The organism is Phyllobacterium sp. GQ127 (assembly GCF_059758635.1).
Genome location: NZ_JCAXDZ010000001.1, coordinates 1038883 through 1054801, shown reverse-complemented (window position 1 = coordinate 1054801; position 15919 = coordinate 1038883). Strand labels below are relative to the sequence as shown.

Annotated in this window: 19 protein-coding genes; 14 read left to right on the top strand and 5 right to left on the bottom strand. The window is 53.4% G+C overall.

The window, feature by feature from the left end; genetic code table 11:
* Positions 1-5 precede the first annotated feature (5 nt).
* From AC6CHM_RS05455 to AC6CHM_RS05445, 3 genes are all read right to left on the bottom strand, one after another.
* Positions 6-1190, bottom strand: coding sequence for a beta-ketoacyl-ACP synthase (locus tag AC6CHM_RS05455; protein ID WP_115052694.1), 1185 nt, complete (start codon positions 1188-1190; stop codon positions 6-8).
* A gap of 71 nt (positions 1191-1261) precedes the next feature.
* Complete coding sequence (locus AC6CHM_RS05450; protein ID WP_008123430.1) at positions 1262-1543, bottom strand: acyl carrier protein; 282 nt, start codon at positions 1541-1543, stop codon at positions 1262-1264.
* Positions 1544-1649: 106 nt separating this feature from the next.
* On the bottom strand, positions 1650-2234 hold the full coding sequence (locus AC6CHM_RS05445) for a histidine phosphatase family protein (RefSeq protein ID WP_115052695.1): 585 nt from the start codon (positions 2232-2234) through the stop codon (positions 1650-1652).
* 96 nt (positions 2235-2330) lie between these two features.
* Here AC6CHM_RS05445 and AC6CHM_RS05440 point away from each other — a divergent pair, with 96 nt between their 5' ends.
* From AC6CHM_RS05440 to AC6CHM_RS05430, 3 genes are all read left to right on the top strand, one after another.
* Positions 2331-3290: an AEC family transporter gene (locus AC6CHM_RS05440; RefSeq protein ID WP_307286605.1), complete on the top strand. Its 960-nt coding sequence runs from the start codon at positions 2331-2333 to the stop codon at positions 3288-3290.
* A gap of 139 nt (positions 3291-3429) precedes the next feature.
* Complete coding sequence (locus tag AC6CHM_RS05435; RefSeq protein ID WP_498172663.1) at positions 3430-4887, top strand: NAD-dependent succinate-semialdehyde dehydrogenase; 1458 nt, start codon at positions 3430-3432, stop codon at positions 4885-4887.
* 86 nt (positions 4888-4973) lie between these two features.
* On the top strand, positions 4974-5993 hold the full coding sequence (locus tag AC6CHM_RS05430; RefSeq protein WP_498172309.1) for an aldose epimerase family protein: 1020 nt from the start codon (positions 4974-4976) through the stop codon (positions 5991-5993).
* Here the strand turns inward: AC6CHM_RS05430 and AC6CHM_RS05425 are convergent.
* Positions 5990-6904 (bottom strand): sugar kinase, encoded by a 915-nt coding sequence (locus AC6CHM_RS05425; RefSeq protein ID WP_498172308.1) that lies wholly within the window; start codon positions 6902-6904, stop codon positions 5990-5992. The genes AC6CHM_RS05430 and AC6CHM_RS05425 overlap by 4 nt on opposite strands.
* A gap of 131 nt (positions 6905-7035) precedes the next feature.
* Here AC6CHM_RS05425 and AC6CHM_RS05420 point away from each other — a divergent pair, with 131 nt between their 5' ends.
* Positions 7036-7647: a pyridoxamine 5'-phosphate oxidase family protein gene (locus AC6CHM_RS05420; protein WP_115053265.1), complete on the top strand. Its 612-nt coding sequence runs from the start codon at positions 7036-7038 to the stop codon at positions 7645-7647.
* 17 nt (positions 7648-7664) lie between these two features.
* Here the strand turns inward: AC6CHM_RS05420 and phnF are convergent, their stop codons facing one another.
* Positions 7665-8411, bottom strand: coding sequence for a phosphonate metabolism transcriptional regulator PhnF (phnF, locus tag AC6CHM_RS05415; RefSeq protein ID WP_498172306.1), 747 nt, complete (start codon positions 8409-8411; stop codon positions 7665-7667).
* A gap of 90 nt (positions 8412-8501) precedes the next feature.
* Between phnF and phnG the strand changes: the two genes are divergently transcribed.
* The 10 genes from phnG to phnD all read left to right on the top strand — a co-directional run bounded on the left by phnG (position 8502) and on the right by phnD (position 15880).
* Positions 8502-8996: a phosphonate C-P lyase system protein PhnG gene (phnG, locus tag AC6CHM_RS05410; protein ID WP_498172304.1), complete on the top strand. Its 495-nt coding sequence runs from the start codon at positions 8502-8504 to the stop codon at positions 8994-8996.
* A complete protein-coding gene (phnH, locus tag AC6CHM_RS05405; RefSeq protein WP_115052702.1) occupies positions 8996-9607 on the top strand; it encodes a phosphonate C-P lyase system protein PhnH in 612 nt (203 codons plus the stop codon). The genes phnG and phnH overlap by 1 nt, the downstream gene beginning before the upstream one ends.
* A gap of 3 nt (positions 9608-9610) precedes the next feature.
* Positions 9611-10708: a carbon-phosphorus lyase complex subunit gene (locus tag AC6CHM_RS05400; protein ID WP_498172302.1), complete on the top strand. Its 1098-nt coding sequence runs from the start codon at positions 9611-9613 to the stop codon at positions 10706-10708.
* Entirely contained in the window at positions 10705-10986 is a 282-nt protein-coding gene (locus AC6CHM_RS05395; RefSeq protein WP_307285842.1) for a hypothetical protein, read from the top strand. The genes AC6CHM_RS05400 and AC6CHM_RS05395 overlap by 4 nt, the downstream gene beginning before the upstream one ends.
* On the top strand, positions 10983-11864 hold the full coding sequence (locus AC6CHM_RS05390; protein ID WP_498172301.1) for an alpha-D-ribose 1-methylphosphonate 5-phosphate C-P-lyase PhnJ: 882 nt from the start codon (positions 10983-10985) through the stop codon (positions 11862-11864). Before AC6CHM_RS05395 ends, AC6CHM_RS05390 begins: the two co-directional genes overlap by 4 nt.
* Positions 11861-12637 (top strand): phosphonate C-P lyase system protein PhnK, encoded by a 777-nt coding sequence (phnK, locus tag AC6CHM_RS05385; protein WP_307285838.1) that lies wholly within the window; start codon positions 11861-11863, stop codon positions 12635-12637. The genes AC6CHM_RS05390 and phnK overlap by 4 nt, the downstream gene beginning before the upstream one ends.
* A 2-nt stretch (positions 12638-12639) precedes the next feature.
* Complete coding sequence (gene phnL / locus AC6CHM_RS05380; RefSeq protein ID WP_115052706.1) at positions 12640-13350, top strand: phosphonate C-P lyase system protein PhnL; 711 nt, start codon at positions 12640-12642, stop codon at positions 13348-13350.
* Complete coding sequence (locus AC6CHM_RS05375; RefSeq protein WP_115052707.1) at positions 13347-13961, top strand: DapH/DapD/GlmU-related protein; 615 nt, start codon at positions 13347-13349, stop codon at positions 13959-13961. The genes phnL and AC6CHM_RS05375 overlap by 4 nt, the downstream gene beginning before the upstream one ends.
* A 95-nt stretch (positions 13962-14056) precedes the next feature.
* Positions 14057-14890: a phosphonate ABC transporter ATP-binding protein gene (phnC, locus tag AC6CHM_RS05370; RefSeq protein ID WP_115052708.1), complete on the top strand. Its 834-nt coding sequence runs from the start codon at positions 14057-14059 to the stop codon at positions 14888-14890.
* Between the two features lie 78 nt (positions 14891-14968).
* Positions 14969-15880, top strand: a complete 912-nt coding sequence (gene phnD, locus AC6CHM_RS05365) for a phosphonate ABC transporter substrate-binding protein (protein WP_307286597.1) — start codon at positions 14969-14971, stop codon at positions 15878-15880.
* The last annotated feature ends 39 nt before the right edge of the window (positions 15881-15919 follow it).

Here is a 15919-nt window from a genome sequence, read left to right as displayed (position 1 = left end):
ATCCTTTAAACCTTGCTCAGGCGGGCAACGCCTTCACTGCGCGTCGCACCGATGGAAGTCGCGAGTGCACTGGAAATATTAGCCGGACCAGTTGCCTCGTTTTCACTATCAAGCGGGAGAAAGGCTGTCCCATGAAAAACGCTCAATGCGGCGATGGCAACAGCGAGAGGGAATTGTGCCTCGCGCAGATGGCCCGTTTTACTGGAAAGTCCACGAACTGTTGAACTGGAGAAAGCCTCGAGCGCTGCTTTTTCTGCAGACGTGACTTTCTTTGCCCCGGTTGCACCGGAAACAATAAGATCAGCTGCCTTATCCGCACTTGCGGCACCCAGAAGCTTGGAAATCGTTTCGCCAAGGTTTTCGCGGTTGCGGCGAATCTGTGAGCTGTAAATAGCGTCAATGGCAGCGTAAGCGCGAACACCGCGCTTCTTGGCATGGTCTGCACTTTCGAGAACGAGAAAGGCACCGCCGGAGCCTGTGACAATGCCACCGCCCTCGGAATTTTCCCTTTGCCAAACCGGCGACCATCCATCGGTTTTCAACATCTGGTTTAGCTCGAAACCGAGCAGCATGTCGGGATGTTCAGCGTTATAGGAGCCTCCCACGAGGGCGTGGGTGCTTTGGCCGGAACGAATGCGCGAAACCGCTGTGTCTATTGCGGAAATACCCGCACCTTCTTCGCCCATGAATGTGCGTGAAGATCCTGTCACCTTGTGAACAATCGAAATATTGCCCGCAAGGAGATTGGAAAGCTGTGCCAGGAAAAGCGTCGGACGCAATTCTGTCGACAGTTTTTCGTTCAGCATCGTGCCAAGATCATTGCGTACACGTGCTTCAGCCAGAATTTGCGTGTCGACAGTCACATCGCGTTCGCCGCCGCCCGCTGCCACAACCATATCCATTGTTGCGCAGAGAGCTTCATCGTCCTTGATGCCAGCATCCTGTAGAGCAAGACCGGCAGTATATGTGCCGATGCGCTGCCAGGTTTCCATCTGCCGCTGGTCGCCGCGTTTTGGAATCTGGCTGTTCCAATCGACTTCACCGAGCGGATGCACTGTGTATGGCTTGAATCTTTCACCATCGATGCGCGGCTTGGCTCCATCGTTGAAAGCTTGCCAATGAGCATCGGCCCCTTCGCCCAAAGAGGAAATAAGTCCGATACCTGTGATAACGACGGTGTTGTTCTGCATTGTCTCGCAACACCGTTGTTACGGTGCATCCGGTTAATGGATATGTCTTAGCGCCCGCGTTGGTCTGCGGATCAGGCTTTCTTGGCGGCGACCAGTTCGTCGATTTTGGCGCAAAGATTCTTCAACACGAAATATTCTTCGGTCGGAACCTTGCCGTCATTGACTTCCTGCGTCCACTGTTCAAGCGGAATCTTGATGCCGAATGCCTTGTCGATGGCGAAAACGATATCGAGAAAATCCAGACTGTCGATGCCAAGATCGTCGATTGTATGGCTTTCCGGCGTGATGCTGTCGCGGTCGATCTCGCTGGTTTCAGCAATAATATCGGCGACTTTGTCGAATGTATCGGACAATTGATTTTCCTTTTGTTTTAGGTGTCTCGTCTAAGACCCTGCGATCTGATGAGCCGGTATCTAGCTTTTTTCGCAGGCGAGGGAAAGACCCAAGAGCATGTGGTGATTAGTCGAATATGATTCTTCCGGCAACGTGAATGGTTTTTCCGTCCTCTGCGGGAGCTGCAACAACAGCCTCGCTGGGCCGGGGTGCCACTCCTGTTAGCGCTATTATATTGTTACGATCCGTGAGCAATACCAGATTTCCAGAGCCTTTGAACGAAATGATCGTGGTTCGAATTTGTTCAAGCTGCGTTTCTCTTGCTGTGTCATCGCCAGCCATTGGATCAAGCGGGGCGAATATTTCCATAGGGGATGAACCAAAGGACAGGCGCGCTGTCTCCCGTGCATTACAAACGGTGCTTGTCAAAACCTTGTCGATTCGCACACCGCGGGCAGCAAATCGCGCGCCTAGCTTTTGCGCCAGCTGGTGACCCCGGTCCGAGAGCGTTCGTGCGGCACAATCCGCGGAAGTATCAGATGATGGGCTGAGCGCGCCTGAAGCATCGCCGCCCTGAATGAGGATTGTATAGCCTCCGCGCTGAACTCTTGCCCAAGCGGCATCTGTCGCCTGAGCGGGCACGGATGCGAGGGCGATGCCAAACGTCAGAACCAATCCGGAGTAAAGCCAAAGACTCGATCGATATGCCATTCATTCTCCTTATCAGGCAGATGGGAATTCTGCTCACAAAAATAAAGTGATCGTTTTCCAGGCTTGCTCCTCGAAACTTCCGGGCTTATCCCAAGGATCATGAGTCTTATCCAAACAATCATCGTTGTTTTTGGCGTCATCGCTATCGCCTATGCGGCGGCGCATTTCAAATTGCTTGATGAGCGGGTCGGCGATGGTCTTTCCGATTTCGTGTTCATGATTGCAGCGCCGCTATTATTGTTCAGAACCATGGTGACGGCCGACTTTCATGGCGCAGCGCCCTGGTCGCTGTGGATCGCCTATTTCAGCGGTGTCGTTGTGGCCTGGGCCGCGTCGGACCTCGCTATCAAATATATGTTTGGCCGAGATAATCGCGCTGGTGTCGTTGCCGGGGTTTCTGGATCTTTCTCCAATTTGGTTTTCCTTGGAATGCCGCTTGTGCTTGGCGTATTCGGGCAAAACGGCTTTGCGATACTCTCTCTCATTGTCGCCATTCACATGCCGATCATGATGGCAGCATCAATCAGCTTGCATGAAATCGCGATGCGACGGGATGGCGTATTCAGCGGAGAAGCCCATCTGGCGGCGGTCGTGCTTTCGTTCTTCAAGAGCTTGCTGCGAAATCCGTTCGTGCTTGGAATATTAGCCGGATGGATTTGGCGGCTTGTTGGTCTGACGATGCCACAGACAGCGGATGCTCTCATACAAACTCTGGCGAGTGTTGCCGGGCCGGTTGCGCTGTTCGCGATGGGGATGGGACTAAAGAAATTTGGCGTGTCGGGAAATATTGCCGCAGCGCTCGTCATGTCTGTCATAAAATTATTGCTGATGCCTGCAGTTGTTTTAGGGGCTGTGTGGTTCTTAGGGCTAGCCCCGTTTACCGCAAAAATTGCCGTCGTGGCAGCAGCTTTGCCTGCAGGCGTGAATTCCTATCTCATTGCCACACGCTTTGGAACAGGGCAGGCTTTGGCATCTAACTCAATGGTTATGGCGACTGCTCTGTCTGCGGTGACACTGGCATTCTGGGTTTCAGTTGTTACCTATATATTTGGCTAGCTGCGCCGTTGCAGCTTTTGCCAAAAAGGAGCAGGGTGCTTACGGACCTTGACCCAAGGCTCGATTGCCCAGCGCAATATGGTTATCCTTCACGGAATCCACCTAAAGAGCATAACCCTTCGAACACAGGGAGAATATGATGTTGCAGAAATCCAGCCAGTTCATGAAGCAGGCCAATCTTATCAATGGCGAGTGGATCGCGGCAGATTCGGGCAAGACAATCGATGTCATCAATCCCGCGACAGGGCTCGTCATTGGCACAGTGCCCAATTCGGGTAGGGCCGAAACGAAGCGCGCCATTGACGCGGCAGCGGAAGCCTTCAAAACCTGGCGCAAGACATCGGCGCTGGAGCGCTCAAAGCTGATGCGCAAATTGCACGATGCAATCCTGGACAATCAGGATGCGCTCGCCGAATTGCTGACGCTGGAACAAGGTAAATCACTCGCCGAATCCAAGGGCGAGGTTGGCATGTCTGCCGCTTATATCCTTTGGTATGCTGAAGAGGCGCGTCGTACTTACGGTGATACCGTACCGTCACCTTGGGCTGATCGCCGGATCATGATTACCAAAGAGCCAGTTGGCGTTATCGGCGCTATCACGCCTTGGAATTTCCCCTCTTCCATGCTGGCACGCAAGATTGGCCCGGCCTTGGCTTCTGGTTGTACAGCCGTTGTAAAACCAGCCACGCAGACACCTTATTCAGGTCTTGCATGGGGACTATTATGCGAGCAGGCAGGTATTCCGAAGGGCGTCGTCAATATTCTGACAGGCTCGGCCAGCGAGATTGGCGGCGAAATTACCAGCAATCCCGTCGTGCGTAAGATAACCTTCACGGGTTCTACCGAAATCGGCAAGATTTTGATCAAACAGGCGGCCGATACTGTAAAGAAAGTATCGATGGAACTCGGCGGAAATGCGCCATTCATCGTGTTTGATGATGCGGATGTCGACCGGGCCGTCGACGGCGCCATCATGGCAAAGTTCCGCAACTCCGGACAAACCTGCGTTTGCACAAATCGGTTTCTGGTTCAGGCTGGAATCTACGATAGTTTCGTTGAAAAATTTGCAGCAAAGACTGCAAAGCTCAAGATCGGCAATGGGCTTGAAGCAGGCACCGAACAAGGTCCGCTCATTGATGAAAAGGCCGTCGAAAAGGTTGAGGAATTTATCGCTGACGCAAAACAGAAGGGCGGGAAGATTGTCACTGGTGGCAAGCGCCATTCGCTAGGCGGCAGCTTCTTTGAGCCAACCGTCATTGGCGATGCAAAGCCGGACATGCTTTTCACGACAGAGGAAATCTTTGGCCCCGTTGCTCCTGTCTACAAGTTTGAGACGGAGCAGGAAGCAATTGATCTTGCCAACAACACGCAGTTCGGCCTGGCCAGCTATTTCTACACGCAGGATCTTGGGCGTGTGTTCCGTGTTTCGGAAGGTTTGAAATATGGCATGGTCGGCGTCAATGAGGGACTGATCACAACCGTCGAAGCTCCCTTTGGCGGCGTTAAAGAATCAGGTCTCGGCAAGGAAGGCGGGCATCAAGGCATCGAAGATTATCTCGATACCAAATATGTCTGCATTGGTGGGCTTGGTCTTTAGACTATTTAGCTCACATCATTCACCTGATGCATTCCGGTGCATCAGGCTGCCTGCGCAATGAATCTTATAAAAGGTTTTAAAGTCAAATGGATACGGAAGTTTTTGGGCATACTGATTCAGGTGAAGCGGTGCATTGCATTACCATTGTTGGCGGTGGCCTGACGGCGAAAGTCCTGACCTGGGGTGCCGTTATTCAAGACCTGCGCCTGAAAGGTCATGAAAGTCCGCTGGTGCTTGGCTATCAGAACTTTGCCGATTACCCCGCCTATTCGCCCTATCTCGGGGCCACGATTGGCCGTTCCATTAATCGCATTCGGGACGGCGAATTGACGATTGATGGCAAAACCTATCAGTTGGAGAAGAATTTCCGCGGCTTGCACAATATTCATGGCGGCACGCTTGGGGCGGGAAAACGTTTGTGGCAGGTTGTGGCCGTTGGGCCGGACTATGTGACGCTGACAATTCATCTGCCCGATGGCGAGGTGGGTTTTCCGGGTAATCTCAACATTACCTGCACCTATATGCTTGAGTCGAAGGGCACTCTGGCCATTCGTTTGGATGCAGTCACAGACAAGCCAACCCTATGCAATCTCGCGCATCACAGTTACTTCAATCTGGATGATGGTGGCGCAACTGACGCGCTCGATCATCAGGTACGTATAGATGCGCAGGCCTATCTGCCTACCGATGCTGATCTTCTGCCTGATGGGCGCGTTTTGCCTGTTGCAGGGACCACGCATGATTTTCGTGAATTCAGACCAGTACGGCGTGAAGAAAACGGCAAGCAGGTTATCTATGACAATAATTTCTGTCTGGCGAGCGAGCGGCGCCCGCTGTGCCCGGTCGCTTGGGCCAGAGGAGCTAAATCTGGCGTGGAAATGACCGTGTCCACCACCGAGCCGGGTGTGCAGCTTTATGCATCCAATACGCTTGGCGGAAAGCCTGCCATTGGTTTGACCGGAAAAACATATGAAAATTATGCGGCATTGTGTTTCGAAGCGCAGATTTGGCCAGATTCAACACATTTTTCGTACTTCCCGCAGGCGATCCTGCGGCCAGACGAAACATATAGCCAAATGACAAAGTACAGTTTTAAAAAATCTTAGCCAAAGGCCGCGCGCGCTTCGCTCATGGGGGCAAGCGCGCCGTGAAATTCAACCACGCGAGCGGCAACCCTATGGGCACTGGCTGCAGCCTTAACGGGGTCAAAGCCGGCAAGGCGCGAGGCAATGTAGCCGCCATTGAAGCTGTCGCCAGCGCCGGTCGTATCAACTGCCTTGGCAATGGTTGCTGGCACGTTGGTGCGGCGACCATCAGCCACTACAAGCGCTGGCTCCGTGCCATCTTTAACGACGATCTCGCCTACGCCAAAACCGGCTATCCGGTCAGCCGTGTGATCAGGTGTTGCGTCGCCAAAAAGTGCGTTCTCATCTGGAAATGTGGGTAAGGCAATGTCAGTGACGCGAAAGGCATCGCTGAGTACCTGCCGGGCTGTGTCGGCATTTTCCCACAGGCGAGGGCGGTAATTGGCATCGAAGACAATGAGAGATCCCTGTTCGCGTGCGTTTTTGACAGCGTTCAAAACATTTTCACGGTTTTGAGGACTGAGAATACCCATGGTGATCCCGGAGAAATAAACAATCTCACGTCCGGCGAGGCTTTGTGCCAGCGCCTCTGTGTCATCTGCCAGCTGGCGCGCAGCCGCGTCATTGCGCCAATAGGTGAACGAACGCTCCGCCCCGGTCAAACTTATCGCATAAAGTCCCGGGCGCGCACCGGCGATAATCGGACTATTGGCTGTTTGAATACCGTTTTCATTCAGGAATGCGCGCTGCTTCATCGAGAAGGGATCATCGCCGAAAGCCGTGACGTAATCTACGGGATACTCGGTTTTGGTAAGCGCCCGGACATACCAGGTGGTGTTAAGCGTATCGCCTGCGAAACCCATGCGCCATTGGTCGCCATTGGCACCGGACAGCTCAATCATACACTCGCCGATTGCCGCAAAACCACCCATGTCATCTCTCCCGAATATTGGTCGCGCGACTGATATACTAGTGCGGTCTGTATGTCATTTCCAAAGTGATGGCTGTCATAATCGTTTCGCCATGGCATGTTAGTCGGCGAATGCGCATGCAGGAGGAAATGATGACGCGGATTACGTCGATAGAACAACTTGAAGCCATTTATAGCGGTGTAAGTGAAGCCTCGACTGCCAAAGTGGCAGATCGAATCACGCCGGATTATCGCTTGCTGATCGAAGGATCGCCATTCGTTGCTTTTGCCACTAGTGGTCCGGAAGGGCTGGATTGTTCTCCGCGTGGTGATCTAGCCGGGTTTATCCGGGTACATGACGAGAGAACGCTGATGATGCCGGATCGGCGGGGCAACAACCGTATTGATTCGCTGCGAAATATCGTCCGTGACCCGCGTGTGGCTCTGTTGTTTCTCATTCCCGGTTTGACAACGACCTTTCGAGTCAATGGCCGTGCCTATATTGAAACGGATCAGGTAGTGCTTGAGAGTTTCAATGTGGACGGCAAGGCGCCACGATCCGTCACCGTCATTGAGGTCGAAGAGGCCTATTTCCAATGTGCCCGCGCGCTTATTCGGTCGGAGCTTTGGAATCCATCAAAACATCGTTCTCCGAAGGAGTTTCCGACGCCGGGCCAAATCCTTGCCGCGTTGAGCGAAGCGCGCTTTGATGGTGATACCTATGACCGCGAATGGCCGGAGCGGGCCGCAAAAACCATGTGGTAGCAAGAGCAAGGTTTGCTCTAAAGAGATGACTGTCTGCCGATGGCAATTTCCATGCGGTCGGCAGAAAAGTGCGTTGTTGCGTATTCAACAGGCCGTCCATTCATATCGACATTGACGGCTGTTGCGACGATAACAATGGCGCCAGGCGAAAGCTTCAAGTGTCGCAGATCCTCAGCATCAGCATGCCGGGCTCCGATAATCGTTGACTGACGCAGATAGTCATCAATCCCTGCCCGTTTAAACGCTGCGGTAACCGAACCGGTCGCACGATAATCCTCGATGATATTTGGCACACGCGCAGCATCGAACCAGGATGTGGCGCAAGAGATGAGATTGTTATCTGCTGTGTGCATCGTATCAATTCTGATGACCATGCCGGAGTGCATTCCAAGCGCAGAGGCAACTTCCGCTGTAGGCTCCTCCAGCGACGACCCAAGCAGCACACCCTTTGTCTCGCGAACCTGTGTTGAGAGAATTTCCGAAAACCTCGTGCGTTCACCAATTCGATAGGTGAGCTTTTTGGCATTGGCGACGAATGTCCCACGCCCTTGTTCAGCTCGAAGCACGCCTTCCTTCGTTAATGCGGCTATTGCGCTGCGGATTGTATGACGATTGACGGAAAATCGGGTTGCAAGCTCCACCTCAGGCGGCATGCGCACGCCACTGGCCATTTTGCCCGCTGAAATATCGCCCCTGATCTGATCGGCAATCTGCCGCCAGACAGCAACGCCACTATTCCTGGTTATCAAATGGCTTGAACGCATGCTTTGTCATGCTCCTGTCATTGACGGGTATTATAACCACGCTTATTGTCTAGTTGTATATATAAATAGACAAATTGCTGTGAGGTGTCAATGCGCAATGCAAATTTGAAAACGGGTAAAGAACCCGATGTAACAGCTGAGATTGCAGATTCCGGCCGCAAAGCGGCTATGGCGCTTCTGGCGCAAGCAACCGTGCAGGAAATGCGGCAGTTCTGGGAGCGCTGGGAAAACAAGCCAGCAGTGGAAACTCTGCGCGGTCCTGAAACCGGCCTGGTCATGGTGCGTGGACGCATCGGCGGTGGTGGCGCAGCTTTCAATCTGGGCGAGGCGAGCGTGACGCGAGCGACCATAAGGCTCGATAATGGCGCTGTCGGTCATGCCTACGCGCTCGGGCGTTCAAGCGAGAAAGTAAAGCTCGCTGCAGTCTTTGATGCGATCTGGCAGGAGCCAGCCCATCGCCAAGCAGTTGAAGACAACGTGCTTGCTCCAATCGCGCAGCGTTTGAATGAAGGGCTTGAACAGAAGCGGGCTGAGACCGCTGCAACCAAGGTCGATTTTTTCACTATGGTGCGAGGAGATGATTGATGCGTGCAGCAACTCAGGTTTTTGAAGGCGGGTTCGCCGACACGGTTTTAAACTCGCAGGAGATTTTTCGGGCATTGATGGACGCTATGGCCAATCCGGGCCGTGTCATTTCCGTCGGTGATCTGGCTCTTGCCCCATCGCCCTTATCGCCGGCGATAGCTTCGATTGCAGCCACGTTGTTGGATCATGATGCGGTCGTCTGGTGTGACAAGCCAGTGAAAGCATCGCAGGACGCTATCGGCTGGCTGAAGTTCCATACCGGCGTTGAGCTCACGAATGATCCTTCCCAGGCCGATTTTGCTTTGGTCAGCGACATCGAAAACATGCCGTCTTTTGATTCATTTGCCAAAGGCACGTCTGAATATCCGGATCGTTCGACCACAATCATTTTGCAGGTGACCGGTTTTGATGGTTCGCAAGAATTGACCCTCGAAGGTCCTGGAATCAAGGATAATGCGGTCTTTGCGCCGAACGAGCTTCCTAGAATGTTTATTGAACAATGGGCAGCAAATCGTGGCGTCTTTCCGCGTGGTATCGACCTGATCTTTGCTGGCAATGGCGCGCTTGCCGCTTTGCCGCGAACCACCCGCATTTCGAAGAAGGAGGCTTAGGCCATGTATGTTGCTGTTAAAGGCGGCGAAGCCGCCATTCGCAATGCGCACAAGCTTCTGGCAGACCGCCGCCGTGGTGATCGCTCCGTTCCGGCTATCGGCCTCGATCAGATTATTGAACAGCTGGCGCTCGCAGTTGATCGTGTGATGGCTGAAGGTTCGCTCTACGATACCGAGCTTGCTGCGCTCGCTGTGAAGCAGGCTCGCGGCGATATGATTGAGGCGATTTTCCTCGTTCGGGCTTACCGGACGACCTTGCCGCGTTTCGGCTATACAAAGCCGGTCGAGACATGGCAGATGGCTATTGAACGCCGCATTTCCGCAACATTCAAGGATCTGCCAGGCGGTCAATTGCTGGGTCCGACCTTCGATTATACGCACCGCTTGCTCGATCCTGAACTTGCGGAAGATGGGTCAGTTGATCTGCCGGATCAACGCATCGAGGCCCATGAACATATGCCGCGTGTGACCGATATTCTCGGCCATGACGGCATGATCGAAGCTGATGGTGATATGCCTGAGGGAGCTCAAACGGGCGATTTGACCCGCGAGCCTTTGACCTTTCCGCTTGAGCGGGATTTGCGATTGCAGGCTCTGGCGCGCGGCGATGAGGGTTTTCTGCTGGGCTTGGCCTATTCCACCCAGCGCGGCTACGCGCGTAGCCATCCTTTTGCCGGTGAAATTCGCATTGGTGAGGTTGAAGTGGAACTCAAAGTCGCCGAACTTGATTTTCCACTAACGCTTGGCCGCATTCGTCTTACCGAATGCCAGATGGTCAATCAGTTCAAGGGATCATCCAAGCAGCCGCCCCAATTCACGCGTGGCTACGGTCTTGTTTTCGGCCAAAGCGAGCGCAAGTCCATGTCCATGGCTCTTTGCGACCGCGCATTGCGGGCAAGAGAGCTGGGAGAGGACATTACCGCTGCGGCGCAGGACGAAGAATTCGTCATCTCACACAGCGATAATGTTCAGTCGACCGGCTTCGTCGAGCATCTGAAATTACCGCATTATGTGGATTTCCAAGCGGAACTCGATCTCGTGCGCCGTATGCGTAGTGGACATGAAAGCCAAAAGAACGAAATCAGTGAGGCTGCAGAATGAACTCAGTCGCCACCGCCTCCATCACCTCCGCCATCGGAGTCGCCCCAGCTGTCGCTGCTGCCGGAAACACCAGTGTCGCCGCTATCGTTATTCAATTTTTTTCGGTTCTTGTTGCGCTGCTCGATTGCGGCAAGCGCTACGATGAAAACAAAAACACCAGTAAAAAGATAAAACTCAATATCTCCCGTCATGCATCCCTACGTTTTGCAGTTCAAACCAAAGGATCAAAACTCCGTGGTTTTGCGCAAACCAACTCCTTTGAGGCTATGACAAAATGACCGAGCTTGCCACCTACAATTTTGCTTATCTTGATGAGCAGACCAAGCGGATGATCCGCCGGGCTATTCTCAAAGCCATTGCCATACCTGGATATCAGGTGCCGTTTGCCAGCCGCGAAATGCCCATGCCCTATGGGTGGGGTACTGGCGGCGTACAGGTAACGGCTGCGATCATCGGCCCGAAGGACACGCTGAAAGTAATCGATCAAGGCGCTGATGACACAACGAATGCGGTTTCAATTCGTGCCTTTTTTCAAAAGGTTGCCAATGTTCCGGTGACCACGAGGACCACAGAAGCAACAATTATCCAGACGCGCCATCGCATTCCAGAAACGGCGCTCGCCGCTGGTCAGACGCTGGTTTATCAGGTGCCAATTCCAGAACCTCTGCGTTTTCTTGAGCCGCGTGAAACCGAAACGCGCAAAATGCATGCGCTGGAGGAATATGGGCTCATGCATGTGAAGCTCTACGAAGATATCGCTCGCCACGGCCATATTGCGACCACCTATGCCTATCCGGTAAAGGTCGAGGGGCGCTATGTGATGGACCCTTCGCCGACCCCCAAATTCGATAATCCGAAGATGCATAATTCTCCGGCGCTACAGCTTTTCGGAGCAGGGCGGGAGAAGCGGATTTATGCAATTCCTCCCTATACGCAGGTCGTCAGTCTCGATTTCGAAGATCATCCTTTCGAGATTCAGAAGTTTTCGCAGCCATGTGCTCTTTGTGGTGCCAAGGGCAGCTATCTCGATGAAGTCATTCTCGACGATAAAGGAGGCAGCATGTTCGTCTGTTCCGACACGGATTTTTGTGAAGAACGGCAGGCCGCAGGGCATCGCGGTGAATTATCGGCACCACAGGCGGAGGCAGCAGAATGAGCGATATACCACTCTTGAAGGTTGGGGCATTATCGAAATTTTACGGAAGCCGTATCGGCTGCAAGAATGTTTCGTTTGAGCTTTTTCCTGGCGAAGTGCTGGCCGTCGTTGGCGAATCCGGGTCCGGTAAAACCACATTGCTCAATTGTCTGGCTACGAGACTTGCGCCTTCTGCTGGAACGGTCGAGTACCGCATGCGCGACGGGCATTTCCGTGACCTCTACCGCATGGGCGAGGCAGAACGGCGCTTCCTGATGCGTACCGACTGGGGTTTTGTTCACCAGAATCCCGCTGATGGCTTGAGAATGACCGTGTCTGCGGGCGCAAATGTTGGCGAGCGGCTGATGGCCGTTGGTGACCGGCATTATGGCAATATACGCGCTACAGCCACCGATTGGCTGGGCCGCGTTGAGATTGCAGGGGACCGCATTGACGATCAGCCGCGCGACTTTTCCGGCGGTATGCGCCAGCGCCTGCAGATTGCACGCAATCTTGTTACCAACCCGCGTCTCGTTTTCATGGATGAACCGACGGGTGGGCTGGACGTTTCGGTGCAGGCAAGGCTTCTTGATCTGCTCCGGGGTCTTGTCAGCGATCTTGGCCTGGCAGCGATTGTCGTGACCCATGATCTGGCCGTAGCTCGTCTTCTCTCACATCGTATGATGGTGATGAAGGACGGTCACGTCGTGGAAACGGGTCTTACCGACCGCGTTCTGGACGATCCGCAGGCGCCATACACGCAGCTTCTTGTCTCCTCCATTCTACAGGTTTGACCATGCCGACACCTCTCGTTGTTTCCGATGTTGCCAAGAGCTTCACCATGCATTTGCGTGACGGCATTTGCTTGCCGGTCGTGGCCAATGTTTCCTTCTCCATTAAAGCAGGGGAATGCGCCGTGCTAGGTGGTCCTTCCGGTGCGGGTAAAAGCTCGATCCTCAAGATGATCTATGGCAATTATGCTGCCGATACCGGCCAAATCATTGTGCCTTACCGGGACAGGTTGGTTGATGTTGCGGCGGCAGACGCGCGCACAATGCTTGGCATTCGACGCGATCTGATTGGCTATGTAAGCCAGTTTCTGCGCACTGTGCCGCGCGTTTCTGCCCTTGATGTTGTAGCTGAGCCATTAGTGGCACGCGGCATTGATCGCGATGAAGCGCGCGAAAAGGCAGCCGCTCTTCTCGCGGGGCTTAACTTGCCGGAACGGTTGTGGTCACTGCCGCCGGCGACATTTTCGGGTGGCGAGCAGCAGCGTGTTAATATCGCTCGGGGCTTTATCACGGATCATCCTATTTTGTTGCTTGATGAGCCTACCGCGTCACTCGATGCCAGAAACCGCGATGTGGTGGTTTCAATGATCCGCGACAAGAAAAATGCGGGCGTCGCCATGCTTGGTATCTTCCACGATGACGATGTGCGCGAAGCAGTCGCTGACAGGATTATCGATGTCACGGCGTTTTCGGCTCAAACCGGAGCGGCCGCATGAGTCGTCTGTCTGAAATACCTTTGGTGCATGAAACCGCAACGGTTCAGGATTCCACGCTGGGCCGTTACACGGAAGTTTCCGAGCGTTGCCGCATAAGCGAAGCTACGCTCGGCGACTATTCCTACATTATGCAGGATGGCGCGGTCTGGTGTGCGAAGATTGGCAAATTCGCCAATATCGCAGCCAGCGTTCGTATCAACGCGACCAACCACCCGACATGGCGTCCGACACTGCATCATTTCACCTATCGTTCCGCCGAATATTGGGATGATGCGGGAGTCGACGACGAGTTTTTTGAATGGCGTCGGTCAAATCTTGTCACCATTGGGCACGATGTGTGGATCGGTCACGGATCAACAATCCTGCCCGGAGTGACTGTTGGTGACGGGGCGGTTATCGGTGCTGGAGCCGTCGTCTCGAAGGATGTTGCGCCCTACACAATTGTTGGCGGTGTTGCGGCCAAAAAAATCCGGGACCGATTTGATCCCCATACTGCGGAGCGTCTGCAAAGGTTGGCCTGGTGGGATTGGGATCACGCAAAATTACGTGCTGGGCTGGATGATTTCCGCACATTGGAGATCCAGGAATTCCTGGAAAAACATCACGTTTAGATACAGCCCAAAGTTGTCACGAAACTGAGACAAAACTGCCATTGCAGGTTCACATAAACCCTCTACCACAGGCTGACGCCAACAGAGGTTAATTGATGCTGAAAATCGAAAACGTGACGCGGCGCTTTGGCAATAATATCGCCATAGACAACGTCAATGTAGAAATTCCGCAGGGTCAGATGGTTGGCATTATTGGCCGGTCGGGAGCGGGTAAATCAACGCTGCTGCGCATGATCAACCGACTGATCGATCCGTCGGAAGGTGCCATCATTTTTGAAGGCACGGATGTTGCGAAATTGCGTGGCAGCAATCTGCGCAACTGGCAGCGTGATTGCGCAATGATTTTCCAGCAATTCAATCTTGTGCCGCGTCTTGATGTGCTTACCAATGTTCTGCTTGGGCGCCTCAATCACCGCTCAACAATAAAAAGTCTGCTGGGCATTTTCTCGCGTGAAGAGCGCGCCATGGCGATCGCAGCTCTTGAGCGACTGGATATTGCGAAAACCGCTTTACAGCGTGCTGGAACACTTTCCGGTGGTCAGCAGCAGCGTGTCGCTATCGCCCGCGCCTTGATGCAGAATCCCAAAGTCATTCTGGCGGATGAGCCTATCGCCTCGCTGGACCCGCGCAATGCGCAAGTGGTTATGGAATCACTGCGTGATATCAATGAGCGTGAAGGCCTTACGGTCATAACCAATCTGCATACGCTCGATACGGCGCGTCATTTTTGCCAGCGGATCATCGGGATGCAAGGAGGCAAAATCGTATTCGACGGCGGGCCGGACGACCTGACGGAAATGGCTGCCCGCCGGATTTACGGTGCTGACGGCCTCAAGGACGCATTTTCAGAAGCTATTACATCGACCAGTATTTCGCGCGGCGCGCCAAAACCCATTCCCGAGCTTGAGGCTATTCTGGCCGCTCGCTGAGAGATCGTCTAGCCCACGTCACGGGCAACCATGAACAGATCACAAACTCAAACAGACGTTTGACAGGAGAGACCAATGTTGCTCAAAAAAGCCCTTCTTGGTGCGATCGCAATCGGCGCAATGCTTGCCGGCTCGATGGCTCGTGCAGAAAACCTCGAAACATTCCGCGTTGGCATTATCGGCGGTGAGAATGAAGCTGATCGCCTGCGCAATTATCAGTGCATTGTAGACCAGCTGCCAAAGGTACTTGGCGTAAAGAACGTCAAACTATTTCCTGCTACGGACTATGATGGTGTTATCCAGGGCTTGCTCGGCGGTACGTTGGATTATGCAGAGCTTGGCGCATCTGGTTTCGCAAAAATCTATCTCGCAAACCCGAAGGCTGTTGAACCAATCCTGACAACAGTCCAGACAGACGGCGCCACCGGCTATTATTCGATCATGGTTGCCCGCAAAGATAGCGGCATCAAGACGTTAGCCGACATGAAGGGTAAAAAGCTGGGTTTTGCTGATCCAGATTCAACCTCCGGTTATCTTGTTCCAGTTACGGCTCTGCCAAAAGACATCAAGACCTCTGTGAAGGATTACTTCAGCGAAACCGGCTTTGGTGGCGGACACGAAAATCTTGTGCTTGCTGTCAAAGATGGCAAGTTTGATGCTGGTACGACTTTCGGTTCGGGTGTTGGCAAGTTCGATGAAGGCTATACCTCCGGCAATTTGCGCAAGATGGTCGATAAGGGCATTATCGACATGAAGGATTTTGTGGAATTGTGGAAGTCACCATTGATTCCAAATGGCCCGATAGTCGTCCGTACTTCGCTAGACAGCGACATGAAGACAAAGTTTAAAAACTTCATGATGGAACTTCCAAAGTCAGATCCAGCCTGCTTTGCAGCAACGATGGGCGGCGATTTCAAAGGCTACACAGAAGTAAACACTGAATTCTACCAACCCATCATTGACGCTCGTAAGGCGCAGATCGGCGGTTAATTCAATCACCCTTTCACGGCCAGATCACTTGATCTGGCC